The sequence below is a fragment of the Sneathiella sp. genome (assembly GCF_041689005.1).
Lineage (GTDB): Bacteria > Pseudomonadota > Alphaproteobacteria > Sneathiellales > Sneathiellaceae > Sneathiella.
The window spans coordinates 25022-42397 of sequence record NZ_JBDNHC010000087.1; the positions used below are offsets into that span (position 1 = coordinate 25022).

Annotated in this window: 12 protein-coding genes and 4 pseudogenes; 12 read left to right on the forward strand and 4 right to left on the reverse strand. The window is 50.8% G+C overall.

The genetic code is table 11. The features are described from left to right. Positions 1-31 precede the first annotated feature (31 nt). Both ACESNI_RS10550 and ACESNI_RS10555 read right to left on the reverse strand, forming a co-directional pair. Positions 32-1543: a tripartite tricarboxylate transporter permease gene (locus ACESNI_RS10550; RefSeq protein ID WP_373086589.1), complete on the reverse strand. Its 1512-nt coding sequence runs from the start codon at positions 1541-1543 to the stop codon at positions 32-34. Positions 1544-1555: 12 nt separating this feature from the next. Next, positions 1556-2068: a tripartite tricarboxylate transporter TctB family protein gene (locus ACESNI_RS10555; RefSeq protein ID WP_373086590.1), complete on the reverse strand. Its 513-nt coding sequence runs from the start codon at positions 2066-2068 to the stop codon at positions 1556-1558. 174 nt (positions 2069-2242) lie between these two features. On the opposite strand from ACESNI_RS10555, the gene ACESNI_RS10560 reads away from it, so the two are divergent. From ACESNI_RS10560 to ACESNI_RS10590, 7 genes and pseudogenes are all read left to right on the forward strand, one after another. Continuing rightward, positions 2243-3073 (forward strand): GntR family transcriptional regulator, encoded by an 831-nt coding sequence (locus tag ACESNI_RS10560; protein ID WP_373086591.1) that lies wholly within the window; start codon positions 2243-2245, stop codon positions 3071-3073. A 27-nt stretch (positions 3074-3100) separates the two neighbouring features. Further along, a complete protein-coding gene (locus ACESNI_RS10565; protein ID WP_373086592.1) occupies positions 3101-4561 on the forward strand; it encodes a sulfatase-like hydrolase/transferase in 1461 nt (486 codons plus the stop codon). A gap of 140 nt (positions 4562-4701) precedes the next feature. Continuing rightward, a pseudogene (locus ACESNI_RS10570) lies at positions 4702-4929 on the forward strand (IS6 family transposase); the annotation flags it as partial. Between the two features lie 276 nt (positions 4930-5205). After that, positions 5206-6249 (forward strand): Fe(3+) ABC transporter substrate-binding protein, encoded by a 1044-nt coding sequence (locus ACESNI_RS10575; RefSeq protein ID WP_373086593.1) that lies wholly within the window; start codon positions 5206-5208, stop codon positions 6247-6249. Positions 6250-6252: 3 nt separating this feature from the next. Next, the gene (locus ACESNI_RS10580) at positions 6253-7860 is read left to right on the forward strand and encodes an ABC transporter permease (RefSeq protein WP_373086595.1); all 1608 of its coding nucleotides are present in this window, start codon (positions 6253-6255) and stop codon (positions 7858-7860) included. Continuing rightward, positions 7857-8900: an ABC transporter ATP-binding protein gene (locus ACESNI_RS10585; protein WP_373086596.1), complete on the forward strand. Its 1044-nt coding sequence runs from the start codon at positions 7857-7859 to the stop codon at positions 8898-8900. The genes ACESNI_RS10580 and ACESNI_RS10585 overlap by 4 nt, the downstream gene beginning before the upstream one ends. Before the next feature lie 57 nt (positions 8901-8957). Then, positions 8958-9154, forward strand: a pseudogene (locus tag ACESNI_RS10590) (IS6 family transposase); the annotation flags it as partial. A 173-nt stretch (positions 9155-9327) separates the two neighbouring features. On the opposite strand, the pseudogene ACESNI_RS10595 reads toward ACESNI_RS10590, so the two are convergent. Then, a pseudogene (locus ACESNI_RS10595) lies at positions 9328-10842 on the reverse strand (catalase). A 176-nt stretch (positions 10843-11018) separates the two neighbouring features. Here ACESNI_RS10595 and ACESNI_RS10600 point away from each other — a divergent pair. The 5 genes and pseudogenes from ACESNI_RS10600 to ACESNI_RS10620 all read left to right on the forward strand — a co-directional run. Continuing rightward, a pseudogene (locus ACESNI_RS10600) lies at positions 11019-11247 on the forward strand (IS6 family transposase); the annotation flags it as partial. Positions 11248-11696: 449 nt separating this feature from the next. Continuing rightward, positions 11697-12740, forward strand: a complete 1044-nt coding sequence (locus tag ACESNI_RS10605) for an ABC transporter substrate-binding protein (RefSeq protein ID WP_373086597.1) — start codon at positions 11697-11699, stop codon at positions 12738-12740. Between the two features lie 175 nt (positions 12741-12915). Beyond that, complete coding sequence (locus ACESNI_RS10610; RefSeq protein WP_373086598.1) at positions 12916-13704, forward strand: ABC transporter ATP-binding protein; 789 nt, start codon at positions 12916-12918, stop codon at positions 13702-13704. Then, positions 13704-14549 carry an ABC transporter permease gene (locus tag ACESNI_RS10615; protein WP_373086599.1) on the forward strand — a complete coding sequence of 282 codons (846 nt, stop codon included), beginning with the start codon at positions 13704-13706 and terminating at the stop codon, positions 14547-14549. Before ACESNI_RS10610 ends, ACESNI_RS10615 begins: the two co-directional genes overlap by 1 nt. A gap of 243 nt (positions 14550-14792) precedes the next feature. Then, complete coding sequence (locus tag ACESNI_RS10620; RefSeq protein ID WP_373086601.1) at positions 14793-16076, forward strand: acyl-CoA dehydrogenase family protein; 1284 nt, start codon at positions 14793-14795, stop codon at positions 16074-16076. Between the two features lie 116 nt (positions 16077-16192). Here ACESNI_RS10620 and ACESNI_RS10625 read toward each other — a convergent pair whose 3' ends face one another. Beyond that, positions 16193-17311 carry a C4-dicarboxylate TRAP transporter substrate-binding protein gene (locus tag ACESNI_RS10625; protein ID WP_373086602.1) on the reverse strand — a complete coding sequence of 373 codons (1119 nt, stop codon included), beginning with the start codon at positions 17309-17311 and terminating at the stop codon, positions 16193-16195. Between the last annotated feature and the right edge of the window lie 65 nt (positions 17312-17376).

The following is a 17376-nucleotide window of genomic DNA, read 5'->3' on the forward strand; positions in this document are numbered from 1 at the left end:
TTTCCTCCTTTGAAGTTTGTTGTTTTGATAGTTAATCCGAGATGCCGATCTTGCTGCGTCGGCCTTTCCGTGCATCTTTGGTCCCGGAATAGATTTCCCAAGACAGGACGAGAACAATAAGCGCCACAATCAGCTGTCGTGGCCATGTGTCGATAAAGGTAGTCCAGTCATTATGGGAAATAACGAGCGCGAGACGAAGGTTCGCCTCGATAATGGGCCCAAGAATTATCCCCAGGACCACGGTAACAACGGGGAAGCCGCGCGCTTCCAGAAAGTACCCGACAACCCCGAAGAATATAGCGATATAGACGGCATAAACACTGTTTACGGTTGCAAAGGCGCCGACTGTCGCCAGCAAAAGGACGAAGGGGAACAGCCATGACCTATCCTGCTGCAAAACGAAGATAAACATTCGGATGGCGCGCCAGGCAATCAGGAACATGAAGATCGTGGCGATCAACAGCCCGGCCAGAATGCCGTAAACCAAATCGGAGTTTGACTGGAACAGCATAACACCAGGCTCAATCCCATGCAGCACCAAAGCCCCCAGCATAATTGCCGTCGAGCCATCGCCGGGAATACCGAGCGTCAGCATCGGGACCATGGTCCCGCCTGTCGTCGCGTTATTGGTGGATTCCGGTGCAATAATACCGTCCGGCTCCCCTTTTCCAAAGGCCTCCGGGTTTTTCGATTGACGTTTGACGGTCGCATAAGCGATCCATGTCGCCCCTTCAGCCCCGACGCCCGGGACCGCGCCAATACCGGTGCCAAACAGACTGCCGATAACGGCCGGTCGCCAGCGGCGTACCATGTCCATCATGGAGGGCAGCGCGAGGTTTACCTTGGCGACAATCTTTTCGCTCCGCTGTCCGACCAGCTTCAAATCGCTGAAGACAACGGCGATCCCGAAAAAGCCGGTGAGGGCCGCTGCAAACGGGATACCCGACATCAGGTCGACGATGTCGAATGTATAACGGGATGTCGCGTCGACCGGATCCAGTCCCACTGTTGAGATCAACAGACCGAGAAGAACTCCGATCAGGCCCTTTAACATCGATCCGCGCACGAAGGATGAAACCATCAACAGGCCAAGAATACCAACCAATGCAATATCGGCATTCCCCGATTGCAGGGCGATGGTCGCAAGAAGGGGAATGAACGTAATCGCGATGACCCAGCCGAATACACCGCCGAATGTCGAGGCCAGCGTTGCGTATCCAAGCGCCAGCCCGGCCTCTCCTCGCTCCGCCATAGGATGCCCGTCCAGCGCCGTACAGGCGCCTGCTGGCGTTCCGGGCGTTCGCAGCAAAATCGCAGAGAAGGAGCCGCCTAACTTAGTGCCAACATATACGCCGATCATTGTCAGGAGCGCGGGGAGAGGCTGCATTGTGTAAGTAAGCGGCAGCAAAATAACGATTGCCATGGGGGAGCTTAGCCCCGGCAGCGCCCCGATCATCAGGCCAAGCCCGGTGCCCAGGAATAAAAGCAAAAGGTTCCACGGCTGAATGACGTCGCCAAAGCCGCCTATGAGTCCTTCAATCATTCTTTCTAACCCTCAGTAAAGCGGCAAATTCAATATGGAAACAAACAGGATGTGAAACAGCCCGCCGCCGATCGCAGCGACAAGGGCGTTGAGCAAAATGCGCTTTTCGCCGAATATGAAGAACGCGATAAACAGGAATACGCCCGTCAACAAAAAGAAGGGAACCTTGCCAAGCAATAAGGCGAACCCGATTAGCATCGCCAGGACGGCAAGAATGCGAAGAGACGAATGCGATGGCGCCGCTGTTTTATCAGCGGGAGGCTCTATATCCGCGTCAGCCTCTTTTTGATCCTCGACCACTTCCTTGCGGGAGCGGGATAACGCTAAAAGGCTTGAAATGACGTACAGGCTGGATATTAGAAAAAGCAGTGCTGAAATCGCAAACGGAAAGCTGCGAAACGTGATATTCGCCGCGCGGCTGCTTTGAATGGCTTCGCCTGGACCATACTGAATATAAAAAAGTGCAAAAAGCCCGACGATCGCCAGTACCGTCCCGAGGACAGCATCCTTCATATGCTCCGACATAAAATTTAATCCTCCCCTATACCGTTTTCGGTCTTGCTTAGCTTTTCTCTTCCCATTACTATATAGGATATATACTATATAGTAATCAAAATAATTGGACATTGGCCAAGATTTTTGCTGACAAGACAAGATGCTGTGCAAAACCGCAGAAATTTTAAGGAAGGTGAGACGAAGGTGGACACATTGCTCGACAGCCGTCCCGACCATATCCGAGCCGCCACCGTGATTGTGGATCTTGGAGATTTCCTGCCGAAAGCGTTGGCGGCCACCGACAGACCCGCTGCCCCGAAACATATTCAGTTGTCCCGAGCCCTCGTCCGTGCCCTGGATGAAGGCATCGTCAGGGAGGGTGACAAACTCCCGAGTGAATCCGATCTGACGGAAATGACACCTTATAGTCTCGGAACCGTTCAAAAGGCCGTTAAGGGACTGATGCAAAGCGGCTTTGTCATGCGCCGTCCGGGAATCGGAACAATTGTCAAGCCATGGCGGAAACGCCTTACGGAGCCCCTGCATTGCCGGTTTACAAACAAGGAGGGAGATTACCTTCCGGTTTATCCCTCGATCCTCAACAGGACGCTGGTCACGGACGCGGGCCCTTGGAGTGTGGTGCTTGGGGAAACGTCGCAGATTTTCCGGATCGACCGTTGCTTGCGGATGGATGATGAATTTTCAGTTTTCTCTCACTTTTTTGTCGACATTGACCGGTATCCAATATTTGAGACCCTGCAGATCAAGGATTTCGAGAGCAACAACTTCAAGAAACTGATGTACGCGCAATCAGGCGATCCGATATCCCAACTCCGTCAAAGCCTCACTTTCGTGCCTGCGAGTGCTGAAATAGCTGGCCATATCGGTGTCGAAGAAAAAACATCGGTCCTGCTGTTTAAGGTAACGGTCAGGACGAGTTCCGACGACACCCTTTATTATCAGGAACTCTACATCCCGCCGAACAACTTTGACCTTCATATCGACAGCCATCTTGACGGTCTTGTCAGCCCTTAATTTCTTTCAATATCATGTGAGGATAAAATGAAGCCGCAAAATCTTCTCGTCATCATGTCAGACGAGCATAACCCCAAATATCTCGGCTGCAAGAATCACCCGCTTGTGAAAACGCCCAATCTCGACAAGCTTGCCGCCGACGGTGCCCGCTTCGACAGCGCCTATACGCCGTCGCCGATCTGTGTGCCAGCCCGCGCTTCCTTCGCGACAGGTAAATATGTGCACCAGATTAATTACTGGGATAACGCACTCGCTTTCGATGGGTCGGTGCCGAGCTGGCATAGCGTGCTGCGGGAGCGGGGTCACCAGGTCGTTTCAATCGGAAAACTTCATTTCCGGTCCAGCGAAGACGACAACGGCTTTTCCGACGAGCAGATCGCGATGCACGTCATTGACGGAAAAGGGGACCTGATGGGTCTCGTTCGCGGCGAGGATATGCCGGTTCGCAAGGGGGCGTATAAAATGGCGCGCATGGCCGGCCCCGGGGAATCGGTGTACACGACATATGATCGTGATATTACGGCGCGCGCCCAGTCATGGTTAAGTGAGGAAGCATCGAAATATACGGATAAGCCCTGGATTTTATTCGTATCGCTTGTCTGCCCGCATTTCCCCCTGACTGCGCCAACAGAGCATTTTAATTACTATTACAATCAAGATATCCCGTTGCCGAAATTGTACGAGCAGGCCCGGGAAAAACAGCATCCCTATATTCAAAAATATCGCGCGACGATGCCGTATAACGATTTTTTCAAGACGCCGGATATGGTCAAAAGGGCGCTGGCCGGTTATCTTGGGCTCTGTAGTTTCGTCGACGAGAATGTCGGCAAAATCCTGAATACCCTTGAAGATAGCGGCCTCGTCGATAACACTCGCATCATCTACACGAGTGACCATGGCGATAATAACGGCGCCCGGGGTATCTGGGGGAAATCAACGATGTATGAAGAATCTGTCGGCGTGCCGCTCATCCTGAAGGGGCCGGATATCCCCTCTGGTGTTACGGAAACGACGCCCGTCAACTTGACGGACCTGTATCCGTTCATTATCGATGCGGTTGGGGAGCTGGATGACGAAAGCGTCACCGCCGAGCATCCAGGAATCAATGTCTTGGACGTTTTGGCGGGCAACCATCCGAATCTCGCCGTCTTTTCAGAATATCACGCGATGTGTTCGAAGTCGGCCTCCTTCATGATCCGAAAGGGTATATACAAACTCGTTTATTATATCGATTATGAACCTCAGTTATTTGATATTGCGGCCGACCCGGAAGAATTGAAAAACCTCGCCGGACTTCCGGAATTTACCGACATTCAAAAGGATCTAACGGACGAATTATTTAAGATTTGTGATCCGCATGAGGTTGACCGCAAAGCGAAGGCGGACCAGGTGGCTATGCTGGCGGCCTGCGGCGGAAAAGAGGCCGTGATCGCCAGAGGTGACCTGGGATTCAGCGTACCCCCGGGCGTCGAACCGATGTTTGATTAAATAGCTGAGGGGGCATTGTCATGCGTGGGCGGCTCCCTTTTTTCAAGAGATTAATTGAGGTAATTCTGATCAAAGCTATGCCAGAGGCTTTGTCAGAAGAAAATTTCTTTTTTGTCTTGCTCGTTGACGAGCCTCAGAGCATGACAAAAAAGAACCCCTTCCGCTATTTCGAAACCTCGCCGGAAGTCATCCGTCTGGCGGTGATGATGTATGTCCGATTTCCGCTTTCTCCTTGAAATTTCAAAGGCTTTCTTCATGAGCGCGGCATCGATATCTGTCATGAAACAGCCCGCTATTGGTGGAATAGATTTGGCCCAATGTTCGCAAGTGAAATCCGTAAGAAGCGGATCCATCCGTCTCACGATTATCCATGAACGCCATCTAACAAGCCGAGAAACATTCAAGCTTCAGAAAAATGCCGCACTGACCGCATGACGCCAACTTAGTGCGGCATGATAGCGGGTACGTTTGAGCCACCTTGTTTCATACGGAGACGAGGGCGCATTCGTCCGATAGCACCTTAAATAATACGGAATAAAAGGTATGAACTGCAGTGCAATTGCGAGTGATTAGCAAAAACATTGCGTCTAATGTGGAATGGTGTAAGGTCGCCTAATTCAGAATATTTGGTGAATTGAGGGATTATGCGCTTTTTAACTATTATGCTTTGTGCACTTGGCCTTGCGGCTTTCGATGACAATACAAATACGGCTAATGCTGCTACTCAAAATGAGCAGGTAGTGAACCTTTACTCCTCGCAGCAAGAGCACCTAATTCGCCCTGTATTGGTAAACTTTACCAAAAAAACAGGTATTACGGTCAATCTGACCACTGGTGGCAACGCTGAGCTGGTAACCCGATTGGAATATGAAGGTGAAAACACGCCCGCAGATATGCTGTTGACGGTGGATATCGGCAATGTATACCAAGCCAAAGACAAAGGCTTGTTACAAGTGGTTGAGTCTGAAATATTGTCGGGAAATATCCTTGCCTATCTACGCGACCCCGAAGGCTACTGGTTTGGCATAACCTCGCGAGCGCGACTGATTTTTTATCATAAAGACCGGGTTGAGGCGCACGCCGTGCAAAACTATGCGGATTTGGCAGACGACCGCTGGAAAGGTCGTGTTTTAATTCGCTCCTCTAATAATGTGTATAATCAATCATTGGTCGCGTCTCGGGTTGCGCATGATGGGCGCGAAGCTGCGCTGAAGTGGGCAAAAGGTTTAGTGGCTAATATGGCGCGCTCCCCTCAGGGTGGCGATACAGATCAGATTAAAGCGTTGCTGGCAGGCGAGGGTGATTTAGCTGTGGCGAATAGCTATTATTATGGTCGTCTAATCGCCGGAGATGAATCGGTACGTGACCCGAAGGTGGCAGAAAAAATTGGAGTAATTTTCCCCGATCAGGAAGGTCATGGTACGCATGTGAATATCCGCGGTGGTGGAGTGACAAAATATGCAAAAAACCGTGCCAATGCGGTGAAGCTTTTGGAATATTTGGTGCAGGAGCCAGCACAACGTTTCTTTGCCGACGCCAACCTTGAATACCCCGCCAACCTGGCTGTTAAGGCCAATAGTGCAGTGGAAGCATGGGGAGAATTTAACCGCGATCAGTTGAATTTAGAAGAAGTCGGCAAGCACCAGCGCACCGCTATCGAAGTAATGGACGAGGCGGGCTGGCGCTAACCGATGATCCGCAGCAAAAGTTATATCAGCATAACGCTTGCAGTGATGATAGCGGCGCCGCTATTTATCATTGCAGCGGGCTGGGTGGTGGCAGATAAGGGCACATTTTCCTATTACCTTTCCAATAATTTGATTTCCATCTATGCGTTGAATAGCGCCATTATTTCGATGGCGGTAAGTACTTGCGCGCTGGGAATTGGTATTTGCACTGCATGGGCGGTGACGATGTTGGCCTTTCCTTGCCGCGGTCTGATGGAATGGTTGCTGGTTTTGCCGCTGGCCATGCCTGCTTATGTTGCGGCAATGATATATGGCGATGTGCTACAGGGAGCGGGGCCAGTGCAAAGCTGGATTCGTGAACTAACAGGGTTGAGCTATGGCGAATACTATTTCCCCGCGGTTCACTCGTTGGGCGGGGTGGTATTTGTACTTTCGTTCACACTTTATCCATATGTCTATTTATTGGCACGCAGTGCGTTTCTCAGCCAATCTCGACAAATGCTGGAATGCGGTGAAACACTGGGACTGACAGGGTACAGCCTATTCACTCGCCTTGCTCTGCCGATGGCGCGGCCCGCTCTGGTAGCAGGAATGGCGCTGGTGGCGATGGAGGCGCTTGCAGATTTCGGGGTAGTGGCACTCTATGGCGTACCTGCTTTTACCACGGGCATTTATCGTGCATGGCAAGGCATGTATGACCCCGTAGCGGCAGCGCGCATGGCATGCATTTTGTTAGCAATGGTGCTGTTTGCGCTGGCGATAGAGCGCCGTGCTCGTGGGCAGGCAAGCTATCACAATAACAATGCGCTTTATCATCCACTACCGCGCTATCGTCTGTCAGGTATCGCGCAGTTGGGAGTATTATTGGGCTGTAGTTTGCCAGTCTTGCTGGGCTTTATTGTACCGCTTGCACTAATTATGCAGTGGAGTATGGAACATGTTGCACTGTTTGCCGATACATCCACGCTGCAGGCGCTAGGAAATTCATTGCTGCTGGCGATATTAACAGTGGCGGTAGCGATAACGGTGGGCTTGTGGTTTGCTTACGCTCTACGGGGGCAGATTCCGAAGGCAGGTAGATGGGCTATTCGACTAGCCACGGCGGGATATGCCATTCCCGGATCCGTTATCGCTGTGGGGGTGTTGCTGCTGTTTATTTTGTTGCAACAATATGTATTGCCAGGAGGCTGGTTGCTGACCGGCTCGTTGCTAGGCATTGTTTGGGGATGCGTTCTACGCTTTCTGACAGTGGCTTTCCAGTCTGCCGAGACGGGGCTGGGGCAGGTTATGCCGCAGATGGATGCCGTCGCCAGTACGCTGGGAGCGAGTGGACGCGGAATTTTATGGCGAGTGCATTTGCCAATAATGCAGGCGAGTCTGCTATCAGGCATGTTGTTGGTCTTTGTGGACACATTAAAGGAGTTGCCCGCCACGTTGTTATTGCGGCCTTTCAATTTCGATACGCTGGCGATCCGCACCTATGAACTGGCGGGAGATGAACTATTGCATCGCGCCGCGCCTACGGCATTGCTGCTAGTGGCGGCGAGTCTATTACCTGTATGGCTACTGAACCATAAGATGGCGGCAGCCGGAAGGGGCGATGTCCCATGACGCAACTTAAAGTGCAAGGCATTTCCCATGCGTTTGACATATTAGAAGTGTTGAACGATGTCAGCTTTACGGTGGAAGCGGGAGAGCTGACTTGTTTGGTTGGCCCTTCTGGCTGTGGAAAATCGACTCTGTTGCGGCTGATTGCCGGACTCGAACAAACTCAAAGCGGCAGTATTACACTGGAAGGCGAGGTGCTTTCGGCGCCGGCGCATTCGGTGCCGACGCGGCTGCGGCGCATTGGACTGGTGTTCCAGCAACCATCGTTGTTTCCGCATTTAACGGTGTGTGAGAATATAGCTTTCGGGCTACATGGTCAGCCAAAAGACCGCGTGGCAGCAGCAGTGGAAGAATTACTGGCAGTGATTGGCTTGGCTGAGCGCAGCAAAGCCTATCCCCATCAGCTTTCCGGTGGTCAGCAGCAGCGGGTGGCATTGGCGCGAGCTTTAGCACCCAAACCACGTTTGATGCTGTTGGATGAACCTTTTGCCAACCTTGATCATGCCTTGCGCTGTGACATGCGCGAGGAGGTGTTGGGGATGCTGAAACAAACGGGTATTCCTGTGGTAATGGTTACTCATGAGCCGGAAGAAGCGTTGATTATGGCCGATAAAATGGTGCTGTTGCGCGCTGACGGGCGCGTGCATCAGTATGCCAGCCCGCAAGAAATTTACCGTGCCCCCGTGGATGCCGAAGCGGCAGCGTTCTTTGGCGTAATCAATCGTATTGGCGGGTATGTTGAGGAAGGGCAGGTGGTGTCACCTTTGGGCATCTGGTCACAATCCGCCTGCGGGGTGGAGATGACCGATGGCTCCAAGGTGGATATTATTGTCCGGCCCGAATCCCTTAGGCTTGCCAATGACGCTGACATAGCGGCTACCGTAAATGAGGTGTGGGCGACTGCAGTTGGCTGGATGACAGCAGCAAAGCTGAGCGGTGGTATCAGTGTGCGTTTTATGATCCCCTATGCACAAGGCATCAAACCCGCCTTCGGCGACCATGTGAATCTACACTGCGATGGCGCACATATATTCCCTGCCTGAGACTATATGTCAGATTTCTCCTTTCGCTTCACAATGTTGAAGATTTGCTTCATGAGAAATTCCTATTTTCCGTTCCGGCGAAGAGAGCAGGCTATGCAGAAATTCAGGCACCTGCGAGTTTACAGAAATTCGTTTTTATTCACGCATCAGTCCATAATCACTTCAACCATGACCGCCATCTAACAAGCCGAAAACTATTCGAACTCCACCGAATTGTCGCACTGGCTGAGTGGCAGCACCTTAGGGCGGCATAATAGAGACACTTTTGGGCCACTTTACGCCAAACAGAGACGAGGTCGCATTCGTCTGACAGCACCAAAATGGCTCATAAGTTGGGGAATCTTGCCCCCGAAAGGACCATCTCATTCATTCGCATTGAGATGTTGGCGGTGTGTATCGGGGCAAAATCTCCAAATCCGGTGAAGTATTAGTCGGCCAGTTCAGGCTCCGTCGGCAGTTCCTGCGGAGATTTGACCGACATGCCCAAGGCCTTGGCAATTCCTTCGCCATAGGCCCGGTGACAGCGGGTGCAATTGTCGATGTGGCGTTGCTTTATGAAATCCGGAGCATCACCGAGATTTCGCGCTGTGTTCTCGAAAAGAATTTGCTGCTGCGCCGGCGTCATCAACTGGAAAAGCTTGCACGGCTGACTGTAATAATCATCGTCATCTTCACGGAAATTGAACATCTCGGCATTGCCGTCTATCTTGAGCGGCGGTTCTGCGTATTCGGGCTGATCAATCCATTGGCCGAAGCTGTTCGGCTGGTAGTGCGGCAGGCCTCCGTAATTGCTGTCGATCCGCCCTTGGCCATCGCGGTGATTGCTCATGACCGGACACTTGGCCGCATTGACCGGCACCTGTTGATAATTCACGCCGAGGCGGTAACGCTGCGAATCCGGATAATTGATGAGGCGCGTCTGGAGCATCTTATCAGGTGAAACGCTGATGCCGGGCGCCAAATTCGATGGCGAGAAGGCGGCCTGCTCGACGTCCATGTGATAGTTTTCGGGGTTGCGATTTAGTTCGAACTCGCCAACCTCGATGAGTGGATAATCCTTCTTGTACCAGACTTTGGTCAGGTCGAACGGATGAACGTGATAAGTTTCCGCCTCTGCCTCGGGCATGATCTGCACATACATCTTCCAGCGCGGAAAATCGCCACGCTCGATCGCTTCGAAGAGGTCGCGCTGATTGCTTTCGCGGTCATTGGCCACGACCGCCGCCGCCTCTGCGTCGGTCAGATTCTCGATGCCCTGCTGGGTCCTGAAGTGGAACTTTACCCAGAAGCGTTCGCCAGCATCGTTCCAGAAGCTGTAGGTGTGGCTGCTGAAGCCATGCATATGCCGGAAGCTCTTAGGTATGCCGCGGTCCGACATCACCACTGTAACCTGATGCAGGGCTTCAGGCAGAAGCGTCCAAAAATCCCAGTTGTTCGTCGGCGAACGCATGTTGGTACGCGGATCCCGCTTCACCGCCTTGTTGAGGTCGGGGAATTTCTTGGCATCGCGCATGAAGAACACAGGGGTGTTGTTACCCACCATGTCCCAATTACCTTCTTAAGTATAGAACTTGAGCGCAAAGCCCCGAATATCACGCTCGGCATCCGCCGCGCCGCGTTCCCCTGCGACGGTACTGAAGCGGGCAAACATCTCAGTCTTCTTGCCAACCGTGCTGAAAATCTTGGCACGCGTGTAGCGTGAGATATCGTTTGTCACGGTGAAGGTGCCGAACGCACCTGAACCCTTGGCGTGCATGCGACGCTCCGGGATGACTTCGCGCACGAAATTGGCGAGCTTCTCGTTGAGCCAGACATCCTGAACCAGCACGGGGCCGCGCTTGCCGGCGGTCATGGAGTTCTGGTTATCAACAACTGGAGCGCCAAAGGCAGTAGTAAGGCGGGATACAGGGCATTTGCCCTTGTTCAAGATTTCATCAGCCATGATTATTACCACTCCAGTGCATAGAAAAATTGTTGTTACATCCTATAGTGTGCGTCCTCTCGTGGCTATCGGAAATAACAGAGCGGATATTTGAGCTAATAGCGGAAGCTGTTGCAGCATGAAAAAACCTTTTCCGGTATTTCAAATACTCACCGGAGATCGTCCGGCTGACTGTGATGATGTCTCTCAGGTTTCCCTTTTCACTTCGCGATATCGACGACCTATCTTCATGAACGCGGTATCGACATTTGTCATGAAACCGATCGCTATTGGTGGAACAGATTTGGTTCCCTGTTTGCGCACGAGATCCGGAAGCAGCATATTTATTCTTCTCACAGTCATTCCAACTGGAAATGGCACCAGGACGAAGTATTTGTGGAGATCAATGGAGGAACATATTACCTGTAGCATGCCGTCGATCACGAGGGCGAAGTGCGGTTAGGAAATTTTCTTCGATTGAGATTAGATGAGCATTAATTTCGTCGCACAAAATTAATGCGGCAAGGCGGCTATCCTCTCCTGCAACACCCTCTTCGCGTCATGTTAGTGGCATCATTGTTATCCTGACTAGATATAAATTTTGTATCAATTCTAGCATATTGTAACTGAAACAATTTATACATTGACCTAAAATTGAATCAATGCATAGTTTATGCACATACTAATGCGATTTTGAAATCGCCTTAGTACTTAAAACAATAAACACGCTTGGAACCCTTGATATAGGCATCCTTGATAAAGCACTATTGTATCAATCTTAAAGCAATAGAGACGTTGGTTACCTAGATCTGCCTTTTAGAAACCAACAGAGATTTGGACGTCTATATCCAAACATTGTCGGGAGGACAAAACAGATGGCTTTCTTATTCTTGAATGCGCGTCGTTTAATCGGCGCCATTGCGCTTATAGCTGCATTGTCATCAATCATGACATCCACGCAAGCTGCCGAACTCAAAAAAGTAAATCTTGCTCTCGGCAGCACAAGTTTCGCCTGGTTTTCAATTTACGTGACACACGGCGCGGGCTTCTTTGAAGAAGAAGGCTTGGATGTAAATATTATTTCAGTCAGTGCCAACCAAACACCCGTGGCCGCGATACTCAGCGGTGGTGCTGATATTGCTGGCATTGGCGTCCAGGCTTCCTTTGCTGCTCGCGATAAAAAGCTACCGGTTAAGCTGTTAGCCCCGGTGGCTGAGGCATATACCTCAACGATGTTTATTCGCAAGGAGACTGCGGCAAGACTCGGCATATCCCGTGAATCTCCGATCGAAGATCGGGTTCGCGCCCTTAAAGGGCTCAAACTTGCGACAACCGCAATTGGCGCGGGCCCACACCTTATGTATAAGTTCCTGTTTGCTAAATACGGCATGGATGCCGACAAAGATGCAACTGTGGTTCCTGTTGGCAACTCACAAGCCACACTTGCTGCCATGAGCAAGGGAGTGGTCGATGTCAGTTGTTTTTCCCCACCGGTGCCGCAAAAGGCGATAGCCGACGGTTATGCAGAAACCCTGATTGATTTCATCAATGGTGATGTGCCCGAAACACTGGGCATGGTATATACCGCACTGGCGATATCGGAAAAGAAACTGCAGGATGACCCGAAAATGCTCGCTGCTTTCCTGCGTGCGCTCGACAAGGGGGGCAAACTTGCTCATAGCGATAAAAAGCGTGCCGGTGAAGCTGCTAAAAAATTCATGAAAGGGCTTGATTCAAAGCTCTATAGCGAAGCTGTGGATGCAATTATCGGTTCCGTGCCGACATCCGTGGAGACGCCGATTGACGGGCTTGAAAAGTACATGGTCATCCTTAAGGGGGGCGGGTATAAATACGATATCGATTTCAATGATCTTGTTATCAACGACTTTGTCAAAAAATCACTCGCAAATAAGATGTAAGCTTTAGGCCGCCCCGGTGCGGTGCGTCGGGACGGCTTGCGTGCGTTTCTTCAAATTCACGATAAAGATTGGCGCAGGGAGAAACAGTTGAAATGCTCATCTTCGACTTTCTAATTTTGTTGCCATCGAAGACTGCGATCCAATCGGGTAATAGCAAAAATGACGGAGCCGACAAGTGATTGATTCTCCGATATTAGAATTTCGCGATGTCACGAAGGTTTTTTACAAGGGAACACAGCCGGTCGTTGCGCTCGAAGGCTTGAATATCAAGATTCAGGAAGGTGAGTTCGTTTCTGTGATTGGCCCCAGCGGCTGTGGCAAGTCAACCCTCCTCAATCTGGCGGCCGGGCTCAGTCCTGCGGCAAAAGGCGACGTAATCTACCGTGGCAGTCCGGTCGACAAAATCAACCTTTCTGTTGGTTATATCACCCAGCACGACAACCTTCTGCCATGGGCCACAGTGCGCAAGAATATTACTATGGGTTTAAAAATACGTAACGTACCGACGGCAGAGCGCAAACAACGTCTTGAGCATTATCTTGAACTTACCGGACTCAAGGGTTTTGAAAATCATTACCCGGCGGAACTTTCTGGAGGTATGCGAAAGCGCTGCTCTCTTGCACGAACTCTTATTTATTCGCCAGAAATGGTTCTGATGGATGAACCGTTCAGTGCACTTGATGCACACGTAAAAATGATCATGCATAAGGAGTTGCTGCGTATCTGGGACGAGGAACGCAAAACAATCCTGTTTATCACACACGATCTTGTCGAAGCGATAACGCTGTCGGATAGAATAATTGTTCTTTCAGCGCGGCCTGGTCAAGTTAAACAGGTAATGCAGGTTGATCTGCCACGCCCCCGCGATCCCTTCACCCTGCACACAAAACCCGAATTCTCCGCTATCTTCGAAACTCTGTGGGATGGCCTCAAGGACGATATCTATAAGGGTGAGAATGTCTGATGACCGAACGTATCGTTAACGAAGCAGAACGGCGCAGAATCAAACGGGCCGAGGATGAGTTTAGTGATGCACCCCGTTCACCTATGGATATGCCCGCAATACGTATCGGCATCCGCTTGCTGATGATTACAGTCTTTCTCATCACCTGGGAGTATGTCTCCGGTCGGTGGATCGAGGAATACTGGGTTAGCAGACCAACAGAGGTCTGGGCCAAAATTGTGGAATGGTGGCAATCCGGCGATCTTGTCTTGCATATGGGCATCACCTCCGGTGAAGCGATGTCCGGATTTCTTATCGGTACTATATTGGGCGGCGTCGTTGGTTTCATCTTTGGCTGGTACAAGAGAATTGCTGATATCCTTGATCCCTTCATCATCGCCATCTACAGCTTGCCGAAAGTTGCGCTGGCGCCACTCTTTATTATCTGGTTCGGAATTGGCTTTGAAATGAAAGTCATTCTGACAGCTGTAATTGTCTTCTTTCTTGTCTTTTTCAATACATACTCTGGGGTCAGGGACACCAGCCGTGAATTGATCGATATTGTTCGGCTGATGGGCGCCAAAACACCACAAGTCCTTTGGTGGGTGGTACTCCCTTCGGCGTTGACCGCTATCTTTGTAGGATTAAGGATTTCCGTTCCGTACGCTCTGATTGGCGCCGTCGTTGGCGAGATGATGGCTTCAAACCGTGGCGTTGGATTCTTGCTGATGCAGTCAGCGGGCCAATTCGACACGGCCGGGACCTTTGCTGCGCTTCTGGTGCTGATCGTCATTTCGGCGGTGTTCAACGAAACAATCCGACATCTGGAAGCTTATCTTTTGCGTTGGAAGGATGTGCAGCGTTAGTAAGTTGCTATTTAGCCAAAATATAAAAAAGAAAAACCTAAACGCCATCTGAGAGCAACAAGAAATAATTCACCATGTAATCACACATCTAATTGCACCAGTTGCGGAAATTTTGACGCCCTGTAGTCAAACGCCATCAACGCACAAAACTGGCCGGACTGTGTCGCCATTGTATATCAGGCCTCGTCGACCCGGTCTTCACAATCAAAAACCCATTTTTCGATACATAGAGAAAGTCACAACATGAATGAGCTGATAAAAGATGAATATACGGGCATTTCAAGCCTGCTTGTTAGTGAACGGGCAGTTCCCGGTGCAGGCTTCCCATGCAACCCGGAACATGTACGGCTCGCCGCTGAAATAGGCACTTTTGCTGATCAACACTTCAAGCCCATCGCGGCAAAATGGGATACTGAAAATACCTTTCCACTGGTTAACTTCGAAAAATTAAAAGATCAAGGCTGGTTGGGTATTCCCGTTTCCACTCGGTTCGGCGGCCAGGGTCTGGGTCTCCATGAAAATCCATTGAGTTGGGTGCTGGTGATTCAGCAGTTATCGAAAGCATGCGGCAATACCGGGCAAACCTTCCAGATCTGGGGCCACTGCATGTCAATGATTGAAGAACTTTCAACCCCCGAGCAAGCCAAGCGGTTTACACAAGAAGCGATGCAAGGAATAATTTGGTGCTCCGGTGGCAGTGAACCGTCGAATTACACCCAACGCCGGAACAGCCCGACAAACGCACGCACGACTTATGCTCGAAAAGTCGACGGTGGCGTCAGGGTTAGTGGGCGCAAGCTGTTTATTAGCAACTCAACAGCGGCGGAACGCTTCTTTATCTTTGCCGAACTTATGTCGCCCGAGGGCGAACACATCGGCATGGTTCATCCCGTTATCAATCGTGGAACTGAAGGTCTCACGGTGGAAAATACGTGGGATGCAATGGGCATGCGCGGCACCGCCAGTGACAATCTGATCCTCGATGACGTTTTTGTCCCGGACGAGGATATTATTGGCATGCATAATCCGAACGGCTATTACCAATCCCGTCTTGCTGGAAGCTTCCTGGTAGGGCGGGCCGCGGTTTATCTCGGGATTGCAGATGCCGCATTTCTGTATCTGGTCCAGTATCTGCGCGAGAAAGTCAAATCAGGTGATGATCCCATCATGCAGTACCGGATCGGCCAATTGGAAATCGAACGGCAACAGTCGGCGGCAATTCTATATCGCGCGGCTTGGGTTTGGCAGGAAGCAATCGCCGGGCGGGGCGATATGACAGAATGCGCAACATATGCAGCACTATCGCATACTGCGGTCAGCGAAACTGCCCTTCGTATTACCAACGAGGCACTAGAACTTTGTGGGGGGAGAGGGATGCTGAAAAACTCCCCGCTGGAAAGATACCATCGGGACGTTCGCGCATATTCCGTATCGCCGCCAACATCAAATGCGACCCGGGTCAATATTGGCACCAAGATACTGGCGCCGTTAACTGAACGTGATTCGCTAGTAGGTGAGGGCGTCTAAAAACATATCCCCAAAAGACACCAACGCCCCGGGAACAGCGAACCATTTCCGGGGCGTCAGCGGGAGAAAGTCTAACGTTGACCCTTCGTGAAGGGTCAACGCCATGTCCAGTTCAGTTATTCAACGCTCATCTTGCTGTATATGCGCTCCTTCAGAAGCTCAGCGAACGTTTCTTCGTCGCGGCCCCGCTCATCAAGCAGCTTTGTCCACTCGGCCTTAAGCCGAATGATTGATGCCTTGATCTTTTCGGGATCTTTGACGCCGCGTTCCTTGCCTTTGGCAACAATACGATTGTCAATGTAGTCCTTGCGGAAATTGTTGATGAAGCTCACCATTTCTTTATCCGCGTGATAGAACTTGTTGCCTTTTGCTTCCATTTCTTTCTGAACTTCACCATCGGAATGGACATAGCTAAATGTCGTCTCCGCGATCACACTTGGCAGATTATTGATGATGATTTGACGTTGCTCGGGCGACAATTCGGCCCATTTCTCAAGCCTCATATTCAACATCGATCCGCCCATGAACCCGCCAAGGGGATCAAGTATCGTATACTTTGCAACTTCGCCCAACGAGAACGATTTTTGGCTGGCCAGCATATGGGCTGTGCAGTCGATCACGCCTCGGTCTAACGCTTCATACATCTCGCTGGTCGTCACGCCCACCGGTATGCCACCCATTTCCTTTATCATTTCGGCGATGCTGGAAAAGCCGCGCACTTTTACATTTTTAAAGTCTTCAAGGTTCTTCCTTTCTTCCTTGCATTGAAGCAAGTACGGGGTCAGCGCATAGGTTCCAAGATATTTAACTTTGAAGTCATTTTCATACTCATTAGTGCATTGCGGGCAGTTCTGAATGACCAGCTCGTTCAGCGCACCGGTTATGGCAAGCGGGTCGTCATTAAGCATTGAAAAATCGCCGATGTAGTTATCCACTGGCATTTCCGAAGGGACAAAGATGCCAAGCATATAACCTGAATCAGCCAGACCATCACGAACCCCGGACGGGATATCCTTGGCACCTAGCAACACCGACCCGAACTGCCGATCAAATTCAATGCTGCCGCCGGAGTCCTTTTCAATCTTGGAAAAAAACTTTTCCAGCGTTATGTTCGTTGGATGCTTCAGTGGAACGTAACTGGCATATATGATTTTAACCGGGTCTGCGGCTTTAGCAACAATCGGTATCGCACTTGTCAGCGCTAAAGCCACTGTAAGGATTATTGGTAATCTCATGAATTCCTCCCATGAACTATATTGTTGGTGGCTTTTTTAATTTTAGCTGCCCTGGCACCACCAAA